Source organism: Caproiciproducens sp., from assembly GCF_053840905.1.
This window is the reverse complement of sequence record NZ_JBNLXQ010000003.1, coordinates 247,608-262,564: the sequence shown is the minus strand read 5'-3', so window position 1 is coordinate 262,564 and position 14,957 is coordinate 247,608. Positions and strand designations below refer to the sequence as shown.

General features: G+C 58.3%; 23 protein-coding genes. 1 reads left to right on the top strand and 22 read right to left on the bottom strand.

The annotated features are described in order from the left end of the window. The 15 genes from ACQGQ5_RS04485 to ACQGQ5_RS04415 all read right to left on the bottom strand — a co-directional run bounded on the left by ACQGQ5_RS04485 (position 1) and on the right by ACQGQ5_RS04415 (position 8,478). Positions 1 to 759, bottom strand: coding sequence for a head maturation protease, ClpP-related (locus ACQGQ5_RS04485; protein WP_455735392.1), 759 nt, complete (start codon positions 757 to 759; stop codon positions 1 to 3). Further along, positions 734 to 2,002: a phage portal protein gene (locus ACQGQ5_RS04480; RefSeq protein WP_455735391.1), complete on the bottom strand. Its 1,269-nt coding sequence runs from the start codon at positions 2,000 to 2,002 to the stop codon at positions 734 to 736. The genes ACQGQ5_RS04485 and ACQGQ5_RS04480 overlap by 26 nt, the downstream gene beginning before the upstream one ends. Before the next feature lie 85 nt (positions 2,003 to 2,087). Beyond that, a complete protein-coding gene (locus ACQGQ5_RS04475) occupies positions 2,088 to 2,384 on the bottom strand; it encodes a hypothetical protein (RefSeq protein WP_275717377.1) in 297 nt (98 codons plus the stop codon). Between the two features lie 17 nt (positions 2,385 to 2,401). Continuing rightward, the gene (locus tag ACQGQ5_RS04470; RefSeq protein ID WP_455735390.1) at positions 2,402 to 2,737 is read right to left on the bottom strand and encodes a type II toxin-antitoxin system RelE/ParE family toxin; all 336 of its coding nucleotides are present in this window, start codon (positions 2,735 to 2,737) and stop codon (positions 2,402 to 2,404) included. After that, positions 2,734 to 3,039 (bottom strand): type II toxin-antitoxin system RelB/DinJ family antitoxin, encoded by a 306-nt coding sequence (locus ACQGQ5_RS04465; RefSeq protein ID WP_455735389.1) that lies wholly within the window; start codon positions 3,037 to 3,039, stop codon positions 2,734 to 2,736. Before ACQGQ5_RS04465 ends, ACQGQ5_RS04470 begins: the two co-directional genes overlap by 4 nt. Positions 3,040 to 3,106: 67 nt before the next feature. Continuing rightward, positions 3,107 to 4,717, bottom strand: coding sequence for a terminase large subunit (locus ACQGQ5_RS04460; protein ID WP_455735388.1), 1,611 nt, complete (start codon positions 4,715 to 4,717; stop codon positions 3,107 to 3,109). 90 nt (positions 4,718 to 4,807) lie between these two features. Next, positions 4,808 to 5,563, bottom strand: a complete 756-nt coding sequence (locus tag ACQGQ5_RS04455) for a MerR family transcriptional regulator (protein ID WP_455735387.1) — start codon at positions 5,561 to 5,563, stop codon at positions 4,808 to 4,810. A 121-nt stretch (positions 5,564 to 5,684) separates the two neighbouring features. Beyond that, positions 5,685 to 5,918, bottom strand: a complete 234-nt coding sequence (locus ACQGQ5_RS04450; RefSeq protein ID WP_455735386.1) for a DUF7678 domain-containing protein — start codon at positions 5,916 to 5,918, stop codon at positions 5,685 to 5,687. A gap of 13 nt (positions 5,919 to 5,931) precedes the next feature. Further along, positions 5,932 to 6,096 (bottom strand): hypothetical protein, encoded by a 165-nt coding sequence (locus tag ACQGQ5_RS04445; RefSeq protein WP_455735385.1) that lies wholly within the window; start codon positions 6,094 to 6,096, stop codon positions 5,932 to 5,934. Positions 6,097 to 6,223: 127 nt separating this feature from the next. Then, on the bottom strand, positions 6,224 to 6,400 hold the full coding sequence (locus tag ACQGQ5_RS04440) for a DUF5049 domain-containing protein (protein WP_455735384.1): 177 nt from the start codon (positions 6,398 to 6,400) through the stop codon (positions 6,224 to 6,226). Beyond that, on the bottom strand, positions 6,393 to 6,623 hold the full coding sequence (locus ACQGQ5_RS04435) for a DUF4314 domain-containing protein (RefSeq protein ID WP_455735383.1): 231 nt from the start codon (positions 6,621 to 6,623) through the stop codon (positions 6,393 to 6,395). Before ACQGQ5_RS04435 ends, ACQGQ5_RS04440 begins: the two co-directional genes overlap by 8 nt. Positions 6,624 to 6,636: 13 nt before the next feature. Then, the gene (locus tag ACQGQ5_RS04430) at positions 6,637 to 7,305 is read right to left on the bottom strand and encodes a virulence protein (protein WP_455735382.1); all 669 of its coding nucleotides are present in this window, start codon (positions 7,303 to 7,305) and stop codon (positions 6,637 to 6,639) included. Positions 7,306 to 7,486: 181 nt separating this feature from the next. Beyond that, complete coding sequence (locus ACQGQ5_RS04425; protein WP_455735381.1) at positions 7,487 to 7,804, bottom strand: hypothetical protein; 318 nt, start codon at positions 7,802 to 7,804, stop codon at positions 7,487 to 7,489. Continuing rightward, positions 7,801 to 8,073, bottom strand: coding sequence for a hypothetical protein (locus tag ACQGQ5_RS04420; protein ID WP_455735380.1), 273 nt, complete (start codon positions 8,071 to 8,073; stop codon positions 7,801 to 7,803). Before ACQGQ5_RS04420 ends, ACQGQ5_RS04425 begins: the two co-directional genes overlap by 4 nt. 63 nt (positions 8,074 to 8,136) lie before the next feature. Continuing rightward, the gene (locus ACQGQ5_RS04415) at positions 8,137 to 8,478 is read right to left on the bottom strand and encodes an SLOG family protein (protein ID WP_455735379.1); all 342 of its coding nucleotides are present in this window, start codon (positions 8,476 to 8,478) and stop codon (positions 8,137 to 8,139) included. 111 nt (positions 8,479 to 8,589) lie between these two features. On the opposite strand from ACQGQ5_RS04415, the gene ACQGQ5_RS04410 reads away from it, so the two are divergent. Next, on the top strand, positions 8,590 to 8,763 hold the full coding sequence (locus ACQGQ5_RS04410; protein WP_455735378.1) for an Arc family DNA-binding protein: 174 nt from the start codon (positions 8,590 to 8,592) through the stop codon (positions 8,761 to 8,763). On the opposite strand, the gene ACQGQ5_RS04405 is transcribed toward ACQGQ5_RS04410, so the two are convergent. From ACQGQ5_RS04405 to ACQGQ5_RS04375, 7 genes are all read right to left on the bottom strand, one after another. Then, the gene (locus tag ACQGQ5_RS04405; RefSeq protein WP_455735377.1) at positions 8,747 to 10,327 is read right to left on the bottom strand and encodes a DNA cytosine methyltransferase; all 1,581 of its coding nucleotides are present in this window, start codon (positions 10,325 to 10,327) and stop codon (positions 8,747 to 8,749) included. The genes ACQGQ5_RS04410 and ACQGQ5_RS04405 overlap by 17 nt on opposite strands. Next, positions 10,320 to 11,615 (bottom strand): site-specific DNA-methyltransferase, encoded by a 1,296-nt coding sequence (locus ACQGQ5_RS04400; protein WP_455735376.1) that lies wholly within the window; start codon positions 11,613 to 11,615, stop codon positions 10,320 to 10,322. The genes ACQGQ5_RS04405 and ACQGQ5_RS04400 overlap by 8 nt, the downstream gene beginning before the upstream one ends. A gap of 3 nt (positions 11,616 to 11,618) precedes the next feature. After that, positions 11,619 to 12,167, bottom strand: coding sequence for a hypothetical protein (locus tag ACQGQ5_RS04395; protein ID WP_455735375.1), 549 nt, complete (start codon positions 12,165 to 12,167; stop codon positions 11,619 to 11,621). Between the two features lie 151 nt (positions 12,168 to 12,318). Continuing rightward, on the bottom strand, positions 12,319 to 12,669 hold the full coding sequence (locus tag ACQGQ5_RS04390; RefSeq protein ID WP_455735374.1) for an HNH endonuclease: 351 nt from the start codon (positions 12,667 to 12,669) through the stop codon (positions 12,319 to 12,321). A 111-nt stretch (positions 12,670 to 12,780) separates the two neighbouring features. After that, positions 12,781 to 13,215 (bottom strand): DUF1492 domain-containing protein, encoded by a 435-nt coding sequence (locus tag ACQGQ5_RS04385; protein WP_455735373.1) that lies wholly within the window; start codon positions 13,213 to 13,215, stop codon positions 12,781 to 12,783. A gap of 72 nt (positions 13,216 to 13,287) precedes the next feature. Beyond that, positions 13,288 to 14,652, bottom strand: coding sequence for an SNF2-related protein (locus tag ACQGQ5_RS04380; protein ID WP_455735372.1), 1,365 nt, complete (start codon positions 14,650 to 14,652; stop codon positions 13,288 to 13,290). Beyond that, positions 14,633 to 14,914 (bottom strand): VRR-NUC domain-containing protein, encoded by a 282-nt coding sequence (locus ACQGQ5_RS04375; RefSeq protein WP_455735371.1) that lies wholly within the window; start codon positions 14,912 to 14,914, stop codon positions 14,633 to 14,635. Before ACQGQ5_RS04375 ends, ACQGQ5_RS04380 begins: the two co-directional genes overlap by 20 nt. Positions 14,915 to 14,957 lie beyond the last annotated feature (43 nt).

The window sequence follows — 14,957 nt, the reverse complement described above, 5'->3', positions numbered from 1 at the left end:
TCAGTGAGTAATCAAAAAAAGACGCTGTTCCAGCGCCGCGATCGGGGTTCCTGTCTTGGGTTTCGGCGTTTTGGGAAGCCTGCTGATCAGCGACGCCGTAACCGCCGTGCGGGAAAAGATCATGGCGTCGGCGGGCGCCGGTTCGCTTTCGGCAAACAGGATTTTGTCCGCGAACCCCAGTTCCACCGCCTTGTTGGCGTTCATCCAGGTTTCGGCGTCCATCAGGTGAGAGAGCTTTGTCCGGGACAGCCCGGATTTCAGCTCGTAGGCGTTGATGATGCTTTCCTTTACCTCGTCCAGAAGGGCCTTGGCCCGGAGCATCTCCTCGCTGTCGCCGACGGCGATGGTCGAGGGGTTATGGATCATCAGCATGGACACGGGGGACATATATACATCGCCTCCCGCCATGGCGATGACCGAGGCCGCGGACGCCGCCAGCCCGTCAATCTTTACGGTGACGCGCCCGGCGTAGTCCATCAGCATGTTGTAAATCTGCGCCGCCGCGAACACGTCGCCGCCGGGGGAATTGATCCACACGGTGACGCTGCCGTCGCCGGCAAAAAGTTCGTCCTTGAACATCTTGGGGGTGACTTCGTCGCCCCACCAGGTTTCGTCCGAGATGACGCCGTTGAGATAGAGCGTGCGCTCCTGGGAATCCTCATCCCGCACCCAGTTCCAGAAGCGGCGAGCCGCCGGCGGCGATTCGCGCCCCCGGCTTTGATCTTTTTGAGGGCTACCTGCCCGCGTTTGTACCTGCATTCTCAGAAGCCTCCTCTTCATAAAAATTTCCCGCCTGAGAAAGCGGGAGCATGTTTCCGTTGACCAGATAGAGATCGCCGCCTTCCTCGGCGGGAATGCGGTTCATGTCCTCCAGCTCGCGGATGTCGTTGGCGGAGAGCCAGCCGTTCTGCCGCCCGACGGCGTACCCGTTCATGCGGCTCTGGTAGTCGCCGCGCAGAAGGCCGTCCAGATTAAACCGGATGAACAGCGATGCTTTTTCGGAGGGAAGGAGCAGGGACTGCTGAAGGCTCTGTTCCCAGCGGATCACCCACGGGTCGAGGGTGTACTTCACGAATTCCAGGCTCTGCTGTTCGATGTTGGAGAAGCTGGATTTCTCAAGGTCTCCCACCATGTGGGGCGGCACGCGGAAGATGCGGGCGATTTCGTTGACCTGAAACTTGCGCGTTTCCAGGAACTGCGCCTCCTCGGGCGGAATGCCGATCTGCTGAAACTTCATGCCTTCTTCCAGAACCGCGATGCGGTGGGCGTTGCCGCTTCCCTGGTAGACAGCGTTCCAGCTGTCCTTGACGCGCCCGATATCCTTGATAACGCCCGGGTGCTCCAGCACGCCGCCGGGGTTTGCGCCGTTGGCAAAGAAGCTGGCTCCGTATTCCTCGGTGGCAAGGGATATCCCGATGGCGTTTTTCGCCATGGCGATGGGGCTGTAGCCGATCAGGCCGTCGAACCCAAGCCCGGGAATGTGCAGGACTTCGTCCCGGCGAAGCGTGACGTATCCGCCCTTTGGGCTTAAACCGCTTTCGTCCGCATCGCGGCAGTAGGTATAGAGAAGCTCTCCCGACCGGCCGCGGCCGACGTCCATTTTGTTCGGCAGGAGCGGATACAGCGCCACCGCCTGCCCGCGCCCGTTGCGGATGACCTGCGCGTAGGCGTTTCCCCATATGAGAAGGTGGCTCATCAGCGTTTCCCGGAACACGAACGAGGTCATTTCCGGGTTCGGCTCGTCATGGAGCAGGCGGTAAAGCGGATGCAGGGGAACGCGTTCCTTTCCGCCGTCCGCCCTGTAACGGTAAATATGCACGGGAAGCCCGGCGACAGCTTCGGACAGGATGCGCACGCAGGCGTAAACCGCCGTGGTCTGCATGGCCGTCCGCTCGTTGACCGCTTTGCCGCTGGCCGTGCCGCCGAACAGGAAGCTCGGGCGGCCGGGAAGACTGTTCTGCGGCTTGTCACGGGAACGGAACAGGCCTGAAAATATGCTCAAACGGCGTCACCTCCTAAAAATGGGCATAAGAAAAGGACGGCCGATCGGTCGTCCTTTCGAGCGCTGTATAATGTAAATGGCTTTTTTAATCCCGTTGCTTTTCCGGGTCAATCCCCGTGGCTCTGAAAATTGCTTCACAGAGAGCGTTCGTAAGATAATTGTCCCCGTCTTCCGCGAAAACAAGGCGCGTGGCGTCTTCGGATTCCTCCGCCAGCCATTTTCCGTCGTATGGATTGTCGTCCAGCATGGCCCGCTGTTCCTCCGTGTCGTTTTCAAGGGACGCGGCGTAAGTACCGTTGTTGAGGCCGGTCACATACACGTTATCCAGGAAGGACTCCATCTGCTCGCGGCTCATGCGTTTGATCGCGTCAAAATTATCCACGCGTTTTCCCCCGTTTCTCAGGTGTTCTCTTCCGTCTGCCGCAGCTGCGCGTCAAGATCGCGCCCGCCGTACATGATGCGGATGACGACGGCCGTTTTCCGGGTTTCTATCGGCAGATAAAACACCAGATAGTGATCAACCGGCAAAACCCGCAGCCCTTTGCCATGCCACGGCTCTTTTTCATAGAGCGGGAAGCGAAGCGGCATCTCGTTCAATCTTGCCGCCGCGTCCAGAATACGCCGGGCCTGCTTCTTTGCGATTTCCGGCTCCAGCAGCGAGAAAGCGATATATTCGTAAATATCGCGCAGGTCGCGCTCCGCCTGCTCGGTGTAGGCCACGTTCCAGACGCTCATACTCCGTAATCCCGGCGCATCCTGTCGGCAACGCCGTCCGCTGAAACAACCTTACCCGAGGCCAGATCCGCCAGCCCCTTTTCAATTTCGGCGTTGAACTGCTCCTCGCTGAGCGCGCCGACGGGCAGCGGTTTGCTCCGCGGCAGTTTCATATCGAAAGGAATCCCGCGCTGCAGCACGACCTGCCTCAGAAAAAGACCGATCGCGTTGGACATGGGGATGCCGAGCTGTTCCAGCACCTGTTCGGCCTGTTCCTTAATTTCGGGTTCGACACGCGCGAAAATATTTGATGTTCTTGCCATTGCGAACACCTCCCATACCGCTATTATACCCGATTGTATTGCGATATGCAATCGCTTCGCAAAAATGTTACAGAATCAGCAGCCCCCTTTCGTCATACACGCTCTCCGCTGTTCCGCCGGCTCCCAGCGCAGCCCGGGCAAAGCCCATGATCATCGCCACCACGCCGTCGATTTTCTCGGTAGACTTTTTCTTGTTGGGCTTGATGTTGCCCGCTGCGTCCTGATCGATGATGACGTTTGCCATATTCCAGTCGAGGACGGGGTGCCGGCCGTGGCGGATTCGGCCCTCCATCACGAACTGGTAGAAATCCTTGCTGGCCGGTGACATGGAGCCGAAGCCCTGCCCGAACGGAAAGACCGTGAAGCCCTTTTCCTCGCCCAATTCCTCAAGGTCGCGGCGTACTTTCTCCGCGCCCCAGCGGTCGTAGGCGATTTCGCGGATTCGGTATTTCTCCGCCAGTTTTCCGATGAACGCCACGATGTAGTCGTAGTCCACCACGTTTCCCTCGGTGGTGTTGAACACACCCTGCTTTTTCCACACGGCGTAGGGAACGTGGTCGCGCCGCGTCCGCAGATCGATCACGTCCTCCGGGAGCCAGAAAAACGGCAGGACGGTATATTTCATATCCCCGCCGCCCGGAGGAAAAACAAGAACCAGAGCGGTCAGGTCGCCGGTGGAGGACAAATCCAATCCGCAGCAGCAGTCCCGGCCTTCGTATTCCTCCCAGTCGATGTCCTCACCCAAAGCATCCCATTTGTCCATCGGCATCCAGCGGATGTCGGCGTTGCACCATTCGTTCAGGCGGAACTGCCGAAAGTGCATCTCCTCGGCGGGGTTCTGTTTTGCCTGCTCATACGCGGCCCTGACGGTTTCAAAAGGAATCGTCACGCCGATGGAGGGGTTCACCCGCCGCCAGACAGCCTCGTCCTTCCAGTCGTCGCCCTCCTCGATGCCGAACACGGCGGGATAAAACGACGGGTCGATTTTTGTGCCGTCCATCACAGCTTTTGCTTTGCAGTGGATTTCATAGCAGATGGAAGTCTTATCCCGACCGGCGGTGGTGATGAGAAAATACAGCGGCTGACGCCGGGCGTCGCCGGTGTACTTGGTCATGGTGTCGAACAGCTCCCGGGTCTGCTGGGCGAACAGTTCGTCGAAAATCAGCCCCGACACATTGAAGCCCTGCTTGGATTTGGTTTCGGAGGAGAGCACCCGGTAGAAGCTGTTGGTGTAGGGAAAGATGATCCGCTTGGTGGAAGGGACCAGCTTGGAAAGCGCCCGCAGGTCGGGGCACTGCTCCACCATGGCGCGGGCGGTGTTGAACACGATGGACGCCTGATTGATGTCGGCGGCGCAGGAGTAGACTTCCGCGCCCGCTTCGCCGTCGGCGAACAGCAGATAAAGGGCGATGGCCGCGGCCAGCTCCGACTTGCCGTTTTTCTTGCCCACCTCCACATACGCGGTGCGGAACTGCCGGTACCCGTCCGCGTCCACGATACCGAAAATGTCCCGGACAATCTGCTCCTGCCACGGCATCAGGCAAAACGGCCTGCCGTACCATTCGCCGGTGGTGTGCCTGAGCATCTGAATAAAATTCACCGCGAAGTCGGCCCGCCGGGTGTCATAATGGCTGGTCGGCAGCATCAGCGGGGTCGGTGTATATTGAAAAGCGCCCATCGGCGGAACCTCCTTTTTATAAAAATGCGCGCAAAAAAGGCGGCGGACTGTTTTTGTCCGTCACCTTTTGCCTGAATGATTTTGTTGGTGTTACGCGCAGAAAATCCGAACTGCGTCCCTTAAGAACACGGCGCATCCGGGCGCGACGGCGTCATAATACGCAGTGAATCGCGGGTCGTCCACATACATCTGCGCAACGCCCCTGTGCGCTTCTTTGCTGTAATGATCCCAGTAAAAGCAAAGCCACTTTTTGTGGAGCGCGCAGGCTTTCTGCGCCAGTTCGCTTCCGGGGTCGCCCTGCTCGAAGGCCGCCTTCAGGGTGCGGTTCAGCTCCTGCGTCAGGGCTTCCAGTTCGCCGTACTGCTCTTTCGTCATGTTTTTGAGTTTTGCGTTCGAACGGCCGACGGCTTCGTCCCCGTATTTTTCCCGGATTTCCCCGCCGTATTTTTGCTCGTTGTCCGAAATCAGCTTTTCCTTGAAGCCCTCGAATTTTTCCTCATCTGTCATTTCCGTTTCTCCTTTCATTGACGAAATGCTTTTCTGTACATTGCCGATCAGTCGGTCCAGCCGGGCGCGTTTCTCCCGCAGAGCGGCGAGATGGTTCTGCAGAGCGGACAGCCCGTCAAAGTCATTCTCCGCCAAAATACGCCCGATTTCCGAGAGTTCCACGCCCAATTCCCGGTAGAACAAAATCTGCTGGAGCCGGTTTACCTCCGCTTCCCCGTAAATCCGGTACCCGTTGGAGCGCACGGTTTTGGGCGGGAGCAGGCCGCACTGGTCATAATAGCGAAGCGTCCGGGTGCTGACGCCCGCCAGTTTTGCAAGCTGGTTGATGGTGTATTCCATTGACGTTTCCTCCTGTGAGTATCAGTGTAAACCATGACGCAACGTCAATGTCAATACTTTTTTGAAAATATATGGAACGAGAGCCAGCCCCTCGCGGGGGCGCTCCCGATTGCTGTCGCGGTTAATTGTACTTTTCGAGAACCATGGCGTAAACCGCTCTGACCTCGCCGGCGGGCTTTACGTCCCAGCCGCGGTCGTAGTTGCAAAGGTCTCGGTGGTCGTTCAGCCTGCGGATGGTCAGCTTGGAAATGCGGCCGCCGTCAATGCCGAATTCGGAGCCTTCCTCGTAGTGCTTGACCCAGTATTTGTACGGAACGCCCGGTTCCGGGCCGGTGAGAATGCCTTCGCTCCACATGGCGGTTTCCTCCTTACGGTTTCTCGGTCAGCTTCCCGTCGACCAGAATGCAGCGGTGCTCCCGCCCGGTTTCGTCCGCCGCGATAATGCGCAGTTCGCCGTTTTCAAAGGCGTTGTATGCCTTGATAAAGCGCCAGCCTTCGCCGAGCTGTTCCCTGATCATCTGCCTGTAATCCATCGTGGGTTCCTCCCTGAAAAAGTGTTGTGTGCCTTTCGGCATGTATATATATCACTCTGAGCGCCCGGAACAGCAAGTCATTTTGAGGATATATATTACACAAAGTTCTCGCTTGGAGATTGTGTGATTAACCCTCGCCCGTGAGGATGAACCGGGAATAGGCTTTGCGCTCGGTTTCGAGGAAGTCCGCCAGCTCAAAAAAGTCCATTTCCAGCGCGATGCGCTGAACGGCGTTCGTATCAAACATGTTGGTCCGCCCGGTGTCGCGCACGGCCAGAATCTGCTTCTTCACTTTTTCAGTCATGCTTGCTCACCACCCTGCAAATATCCGCGCCGTAGGCGACCGAAAGGCCGCTCCCGTTGTCCCACGCGACCATGATGCTGCCGGCGTCGTCCACGCCACGCACCGTGCCGCGGGTTCCTATGAGCGGGGCCTGCGGGTCATTCATCCGCACCAGTTCCACGCGGCAGCCCGTGGGATACTGCCGGCGGAGCCGCTCCACCGTTTCTCTGCTTGGAAAATTCATTGTGTTCACCGCCTTACCGTACTCTGGATTTGTAGGAGCCGTTGCCTTTGAGGTTTGCCAGCAGGATTTTCCGCGCCTGCTTGTATTCCTCCCCGATGAAGCCCAGCGAAAGAAGCCAGCACCGCATGGCGTATTTGGGGTTATCCGCCTCGTGTTCCCGGGCGGTGACGCGCTTTTTCTTTTTGGCCGCTTCGCAGAGCTTGGCAATCAGGGCCGTGTAGGCGGCGACGGTGTCGGCATCGTCCGTAAACCGGAACCAGGGGAAGCACAGCCTGCCGCCGTCCTCGTTCGTCTGCCGGATGGGCAGATCCTCCGTTCCCAGCGCCGCTTTCAGAAGCGCGGCCTTGGCGTTCACCATTTTGCAGAGGTTGTCGACCTTTCTGGGGGAAAAGCCGTCCATCGGCATCTCGATGGTCAGAATGTCCGGGGCGGCGCTCGCTTTTTCCGCTTCCGGTTCATCGTAAGCGCGAACCTCGGCGGAAAAGCCGCGTTCTTTCAGGGCCTCCTCAAGCTCCCGGCTGTCCGGGCCGGCGACCAACCCGGTTTTGCCGACGCGGTAGGCGCCGACCTCGTATTCGAACGAGGGCGCGCCGAGGTAACGGACCGGCTGATTCAGAATTTCACCGGCGGCGCTGGCCAGCGACTTGCGTTTCTCTCCGACAAGGTTGTAGTTGAGCTTCATGATGGAATCCTCCGTTTTGCTTTGATTCCGGCGGGCTTCCGTCCTCCGGTGACTACATATATCACTCCGAAGCGTGAGAATAGCAAGTCCTTTCGGCGCCGTAATGCCGACAAAGATGTGCGCAGGGATTTGTGTATCATACTGCGTTTCCGGACAGCAAAAAGAGCCCCGAAAGGCTCTTTTATGTTTGTCCTATGTACGCCGCCCACAGGGGAAAGTTCTCCCCTCCGGACATGACCAGCACGCCGTTCGTCCGGTTTCGCTGTTTCGCAAGGATGCAGTGCCATACGCCGCTGCCGCCGATACGGCACAGGCCGGCGTTTTCTTCGATGAACCGCCGGTCCGCGCGCAGGTCTGTAACGAAGTTTTCATAGTCGATGGCGGCAAGGGCGACTGTTTTGTTGACCACATACGGCTTTTCGTCCGAAACGAAATGAGGCTTCCGCAAATCTTCCAGCCGGCGCGGCAGCCTTACAAAATATGCCGTGGGTTCCCTCATAGACCGCCCCACTCCAGAAGGAATCGGACGGCGTCCTCAAACCCCGATTTGTAGTAATAGCGCGTTTCCTCCCCGATCTGCAGGGCGAGAGCGTCCTCCAGGTCTGTCCACAGTTTCCGCTGTTCTTCCGCCAGCGCCCCCGCCAGCCGCTCCATGCACCGGGAGGCTTGGGTAATGGCCGCGGTGACCGTTTCCGGGGAATCCGTCCCGAGATCTCCGAGCCTTCTTGTCATAAATTCGTCCATGGCTTTTCTCAGTTTTTCATCCACTTTCCCTGACCCACCTTTCTTTCGGTGGGTATATCCATCACTCCAAACGGGTGTGATAGCAAGTCATTTCTCTGCTTTCGGCCGGAACACCCTGACCGGAACGCCGAGTTCTTTGCATTTGTTGATGACGAATTTTGTTCCGCGGCTGTGCCCGTCCCAAAAGGCGAGGACAAGGTCGCTGTGCTGAACGATGGTAATGTTGCGCCGAAGCGGAGCCGAACGGCCGTATTTTTCATATTCGGGCAGAAACTCCGTCAGCTTTATACCGTTTGCCTCGGCGTATTCCCGCGCGCAGGCGTCGACGCCCCGCGCCCCGCCGCTGACGATTTCGTCCGTGCCCGACGGCAGATAATCCCCAAGATTCCGGACGGAAAGGTCTCTTGATCCGATGACCGCAACTCTCATGGCAGGCCTCCGATTGGATATATATTAGACATGTTTTGCGTTTGTTTTGAACATTGTACCATAAACCGACTATAAAATAAACGCATAACGTATCTAAAACGGAGGTTTCATATGGCTATAAAGAGCTTATCGATACGGATTGAGGAGGATATGCTGGATCAGCTTCACGTCGTTGCGGACTATGAAGGCCGTTCCGCCAACAGCCAGATCATCTATCTCATCCGCAAATGCATCGAGGAGTATGAGCAAAAGCTTGGGAAAATCGAGGTCAAGCGGAAGAGGTAGCCGCCGCGATTCCTTCCAGCACGAACCGGACGCACGGCAGAGCCACGCCGTTTCCCCACATTTTATATTCAGCGGAATCCGTATGAGGGTGCCGGAGCCATTTGACTGTCTGGTTCCGGCTTTTTGCTCTGGAGGGCGCGCCCATTACGCGACGATGCGTTTCCCACACTTCCGACCAGAAGGCGATTTCCTCTTCGGTCGGGTGCTCCGTACCGAGACCGGAGCACCACCAATCGGGGAAGCCCTGCAGTCTGGCGCATTCGGTCGGGGTGAGCCGCCGGACGATATAACGGGAGCAAACCGCGGAAGGCCCGCGGGATGTGAGCGTGGCCGCGCTTTCCTTCGTGAACTGGGGCTTGTACTGCGCGCCTTTTCCTTGGTTAAAAGCCGCGCGGTCGATTCCATAGCTTACCACCGCAACGCCGCCCTGATGACAGTCCGGGCGGGCGCAGTTCAGATCGAGCGTCCGCGAGGTGCCGGCTTCATAAAACCCGCTGTGCGGATTCGGCGAAAGCATGGCGCTGCTTCCATGGGACCCGATGCCGAACGCCGTCATCACCATCGGAACGGAGTTGCCGCCCGCCTGCCCCCGCAGGGTCGGCGTGACTGTTTCGCTGTAGGCAATGCTTCCGGCGTCCGATCCCTGTCCGCCCATAAACGCGGCGGGGTTTGGCGGAGTTTCTTTCTTTTCGTTCATCACGAGCGGAATGTTGCCGCCGCCTGTTCCCATGCGTTCGGAAAGAGTTTGGACAATGCCGTTTTCACAGAACTTCACGCGGCTATCCACAGGATGATTCTCAATCGCCCATGCCCGGCCTCCTAATCTCGAGCAGGCGCCGGGTTCGAAGCCGACTGCGTTTCCAGCGCCAGTCTCAGCACTTCCGGCAGCTGCTTGCCACGGACAGCCGCTCTGCGTAGGATGCCCGCGCAGGCGCGACTCGTCAAATAATATTTTTCCGGCACGTTTGCCTGTAAAATCGACGACAATGTAACAGCGGCGGCGTCTCTGGGCGACTCCCCAAAATTGAGCGTCAAGCGTGCGCCAGCCGACGGAGAAACCTTTTCCCACGATTTCGCCGGAGGTCGACCATCGGCCCTTTTCAGGCAGAGGTACTGACAGGGTTTCGTCTTTGATATGGATGAGTTCATTGAGCACCTCCTGAAAATCGAGCCCGCCGTTTGAGGAATACATCCCGGGGACGTTTTCGAGCACAGCGAACTTCGGGTATTCGTTGTCTGTGACAGCGAGCATTTCACGGATAATCCGTATTACCTGAAAGAAGAGTCCCGACCGTTCTCCGTGAAGTCCGGCGCGCCGGCCCGCGACCGAGAGGTCTTGGCAGCAAAAGCCGCCCGTGACAATATCCGCGGGAGGAACTTTGGAGCCGTCCATCCTGTTGATGTCGCCAAGGTGCTTCATCCCCGGCAGGCGTTTTGTGGTAACCCGTATGGGGAACGGCTCAATTTCTGAAGCCCACAGCGGTTCGATCCCTGTTAAAACGGCTCCGAGCGGAAAACCGCCGGAGCCGTCGAAGAGCGAACCAAGCGTCAGTTTATTATTCACGTCCCGCCACCTCCTTCACAAGGTCGGCGTAGGCATAGGTCTTGCCGTCCCTCTCGCAGGTGACGTCCGCGCCGCCGTTCTGTTTGAATTCGGCATACCGGCGTAAAATCACGCTCGCGTACTTTTCGTCCAGCTCCATCATGAAGCAGATGCGGTCGGTCTGCTCGCAGGCGATAAGTGTGGAACCGGAACCGCCGAAAGTGTCCAGCACGATGGCATTTGCCTGGCTGGAGTTGCGGATGGGGTAGGCCAGCAGGTCAAGGGGCTTTGACGTCGGGTGGTCGCTGTTCTTTTTCGGCTTGGCGAAATTCCAGACCGTGGCTTCCGAGCGGCCGGCGTACCACTTGTGCGTACCGGTTTTGAGCCAGCCGTAGAGAATCGGCTCGTGCTGCCACTGGTAGGGCGAACGTCCCATGACAAAGCTGTCTTTTACCCAGATGCAGGTTCCGGAGAGGTGAAAGCCGGCTTCCCGGAACGCCCGGCGGAAATTTTCGCCCTCGGTGTCCGCGTGAAAGATGTAGGCGGAGCCGCCGCTTTCCAGATTGTCCGCCAGATTCCGGAATGCCGAAAGCAGAAAAGCATAGAACTGGTCTGATTTCTGGCTGTCATTCCTGATTTTCAGTCCGCTGGAACCCTCAAAGTTCACGTTGTACGGCGGGTCGGTCAGGACAAGGTTCGCCTTGCGGCTTCCACCGGAGCTCCCGGCGCCCATCAGCTTTTTCACCGTTTCCGCGTCGGTGGCGTCGCCGCAGATCAGCCGGTGCCGTCCCAGCGTCCACACATCTCCGGGCAGAACAAAAGCCGCCTCTTCCAAAGCGGCCGTGAGGTCAAAGTCATCGTCCTGCACCGCGCCGGTGTCGGCGGCAAAGAGCTTTTCAATCTCATCTGCCCCGAAGCCGGTCAGTTCCACATCAAAGCCGAGGTCCTTCAGCTCGCCGAATTCCAAAGCCAGCAGTTCCTCGTCCCATCCGGCATTCAGCGCAAGGCGGTTGTCCGCAAGGATATAAGCGCGCTTCTGCGCTTCGGTCAAATGTTCCGCAAACACGCAGGGGATTTCGGTCATGCCCTCGGCTTTCGCCGCCAGCACGCGCCCGTGCCCCGCGATAATGTTGCAGTCCTTATCCACAATGACGGGATTGACGAAGCCGAATTCCCGCAGGGAGGCGCGAAGCTGCAGAATCTGCTCCTTGGAGTGCGTCCGTGCGTTGCGGGCGTATGGCACCAGTTTGTCGATATTCACTTTTTCAAACCGGGAAGTCCCGGCCGGAAGTCTTTCCGTCGGCTGCATTGGCTAAAACCCCCTGTTCCTGAGCATCTCGAGGAATTCGTTCTTGCCCTCGTATTTGGTTTCGCAGTTCTGCGAAACGATCAGCCAGATTTGGTTGTAGACCGCCATCATGGCTTTCTGATAATCCAGCGCCATGTTGACGTAAGGCGACCGCTTGCCGGACGCGATGCGCCCCAGCCGGCGGTTCATGTATTCGCATTCCAGATAGGCCCTGCGCAGGAACGCGAAGTCCTCGATCAGGTTCGGCGCGACCAGTTCTCCGCACCCGGAACCATCGACCCACTCTGCGAGCATTTTATAAATCCCGCTTGCCGGCGGCAGCACGTCGCCGCCTTCCTTGGCAGCCATGTCAAGGAAGGACGGCATACGGCGGCTGCTTTTGGTTTTTGATTTCTGCGCGTTTGAATTTTTTTCAAAACCTGTGTTTGATTTTTCACCCGCGGGAAATTTCAGCTTGGTCAGTTCCCGTTTTCCGGGGTTGCCTTCGATGATCTTGTCCGCGAGCGGTTTCTTTGGGCGGCCCGCGCCCGGCCTTGCTCCTCCTCTCGGCACGGGCATCGCCTCCTTTGCCGCGCTTTTTGAAAAAGTTTTTGATTCTGCGAAAATTCATACGAAGGGCCGGGCGCGCTGTCCTGCCCGAAAGCCGCAGAGATTCGGACCGCCCCTCCCGTTGAATTCACAGCCTTTGATTTATTTCATAAAATCAGAAATAATCGCCGCGTTCGGCATGAAGCCTTGAGTGGCACTCCTGACACAGCGCCTGCAGGTTCGTCCAGTCGTTGGTGCCGCCGTCGGTCAGCCTGCGCCTGTGGTGAACCAGCTCGGCGGGGGTCAGCCTGCCTTCTGCCTTGCAAACCTCGCACAGCGGATACGCCGAAAGGTATGCCGCCCGGATCTTCGCCCACGACCTGCCGTAGCGTTTGTTGCTCTCCGGGTCGCGGCCGTACCGGTTGTAGCGCTTGGCTTCCAGCTTCGCGTGCTCCTCGCAGAATCTGCCGGCTGTCAGGTTCGGGCAGCCGGGGTAGGCGCATGGCTTTTTTGCTTTGTACGGCACCGTGATTTCCTCCGTTCCGGCGCATGGAAAAAGCCTCCGCGGGTTTTGCTCCCATGAAGGCTTTCTGATTTTTTCGCCACTCTAACAATATCATAAGAGCCGCGTGGCTTTCTATGGCCTCAGGTGGCGAATCGCATCCACCTCGTTTAACGCCTTGTTGTGAAGGCGGTGCACCCAGCGGATGTCGAGATGCAGCGCCACGGAAATTTCCGCCCATGTGTTGAAGCACAGGTAGCGGAGCTCCAGAATCGTCTGGAGGTCGGGCGCTTCCACACAACGGATGATCGTGACAATTTCATGCTTCAGGTCGATAAGTCTGTTCAGGTCGGCGTTGATTTCGTCCTCCAGGTCGATCATTTTGCAGATCACATCCTCCATGCGGTGGAAATTCCTTGTGCCGCTGTTCGGCGTCTCTCCCAGAGCGGCGGAGGCTTTCTCCGCCAAATTCCGGAGCGACTGGACCTGCTCCAGTTTTGAGTTGATGCGCTGGTCGATTCGATAAGCTTGGGAAAGGTACTCCTTCGCCGTCATTTCCTGCGTATTCATAATCCGTACCTCCGGTTTCTGAATCCCTCGGATTGGCACAAATTGTCTCAGGGACGAAGTCCCTTATTGTCATCAGATTTTCAGATCGGCTTTGACCGCCTCAATCAGGGCGGACTGCGTGCGGTCCTTGGCGGAAAGCGCCCTGCATATGCGGCCGTCGATGGTGCCCTTGGTGACGATATGTTGTACCACAACGGTGTCCGCCGTCTGCCCCTGCCGCCAGAGCCGGGCGTTGGTCTGCTGGTAAAGCTCCAAGCTCCATGTCAGCCCAAACCAGATGATGGTGGAGCCGCCCGACTGCAGGTTCAGCCCGTGGCCGGCGGACGCGGGGTGCACCAGCGCCACGGGCAGTTCGCCGGCGTTCCATCTGCGGATGCTCTCCGGGGTGTCGAGAGGCGAAAACGGAATGTGAAGCTTTCGCAGGCGCTCGGAGATCCTGGCAAAGTCGTGTTTAAACCAGTAGGCCACCAGCACCGGCTTGCCGTTCGCCGCTTCGATTAAATCCTCCAGCGCGTCCAGCTTGCGGCCGTGGATATGAATCGTGCCGCCGGCGTCGTCATAGACCGCGCCGTTTGCCATCTGCGAGAGCTTGTTTGACAGCGCCGCGGCGTTGGCGGCGGTGATCTCGCCGTCCGGGAGCCGAAGCACCAGATCTTTTTTCAGATCGTTGTACCGCGCCTGTTCTTCCTCAGAAAGCCGCACCTCGTATTCGCTGCTGATAAGCTTCGGCATCCGCAGATGGTCGGCGGACTTCATGCTGATGGTGATGTCCGCGATTCTGCGGTAGATTGCTTCCTCCGCGCCGGGCAGCGGCTTGTAGGTGAACACCACCTGCCCGCTGCGCTTGTCAGGAAGAAAATAGTCCGTTCGGTACTGCCCGATGAAGCGGCCGAGGCGCTGTCCCATATCCAGCAGCCGGTATTCGGCCCACAGATCCATAAGGCCGTTTGCGGACGGGGTGCCGGTCAGGCCGATGATGCGGCGGACGCGCGGGCGGATCTTCATCAGCGCCCGGAAGCGTTTTGTCCGGTGGCTTTTGAAGGACGACAGCTCGTCGACCACCACGGTGTCGAAATCAAAGGGGACGCCGCTCTCCTCAATGAGCCACTGGACGTTTTCCCGGTTGATAATGCAGATATCCGCCCGCCGCAAAAGCGCCGCCCTGCGCTCGGCCTCGGTGCCCACCGCCACGGAGCAGGTCAAAAGCGACAGGTGATCCCATTTCTGAATCTCGGCGGGCCATGTGTCGCGGGCCACGCGGAGAGGCGCGATTACCAGAATACGGTGAGCCTCGAAGCTGTCAAACAGCAGGTTATTCAGGGCGGTCAGCGTGATGCTCGTTTTGCCGAGGCCCATATCCAGCAGGACCGCCGCGACGGGGTGATCCTCGATGTAACGGACGGCATAGGTCTGGTAGCTATGGGGTTCGTATTTCATCCAGAATTCCTCCAATCTGCTCTGGCCGGTCCAGCACGAAAACCCGAAAGCCCAGCCGCCGCAGCGTCCGGTGTCTGGTTTCCTGCAGGGAGCGCGGCGCCCTGCCCGGAGCCTTGACCTCCACAAAGGCCATGCGTCCGCCCGGCAGCAGCACAAGGCGGTCGGGCATTCCGCTCATGCCGGGAGAGACGAATTTTAAGGCCAGACCGCCCGCCTGCTTTGCCATCAGGGTAAGTTTTTGCTCGATTTCCTTTTCTCTCACGGCCGTTTTCCCCTTTCAAGTGACCTCGGCGCATGTCATTTAC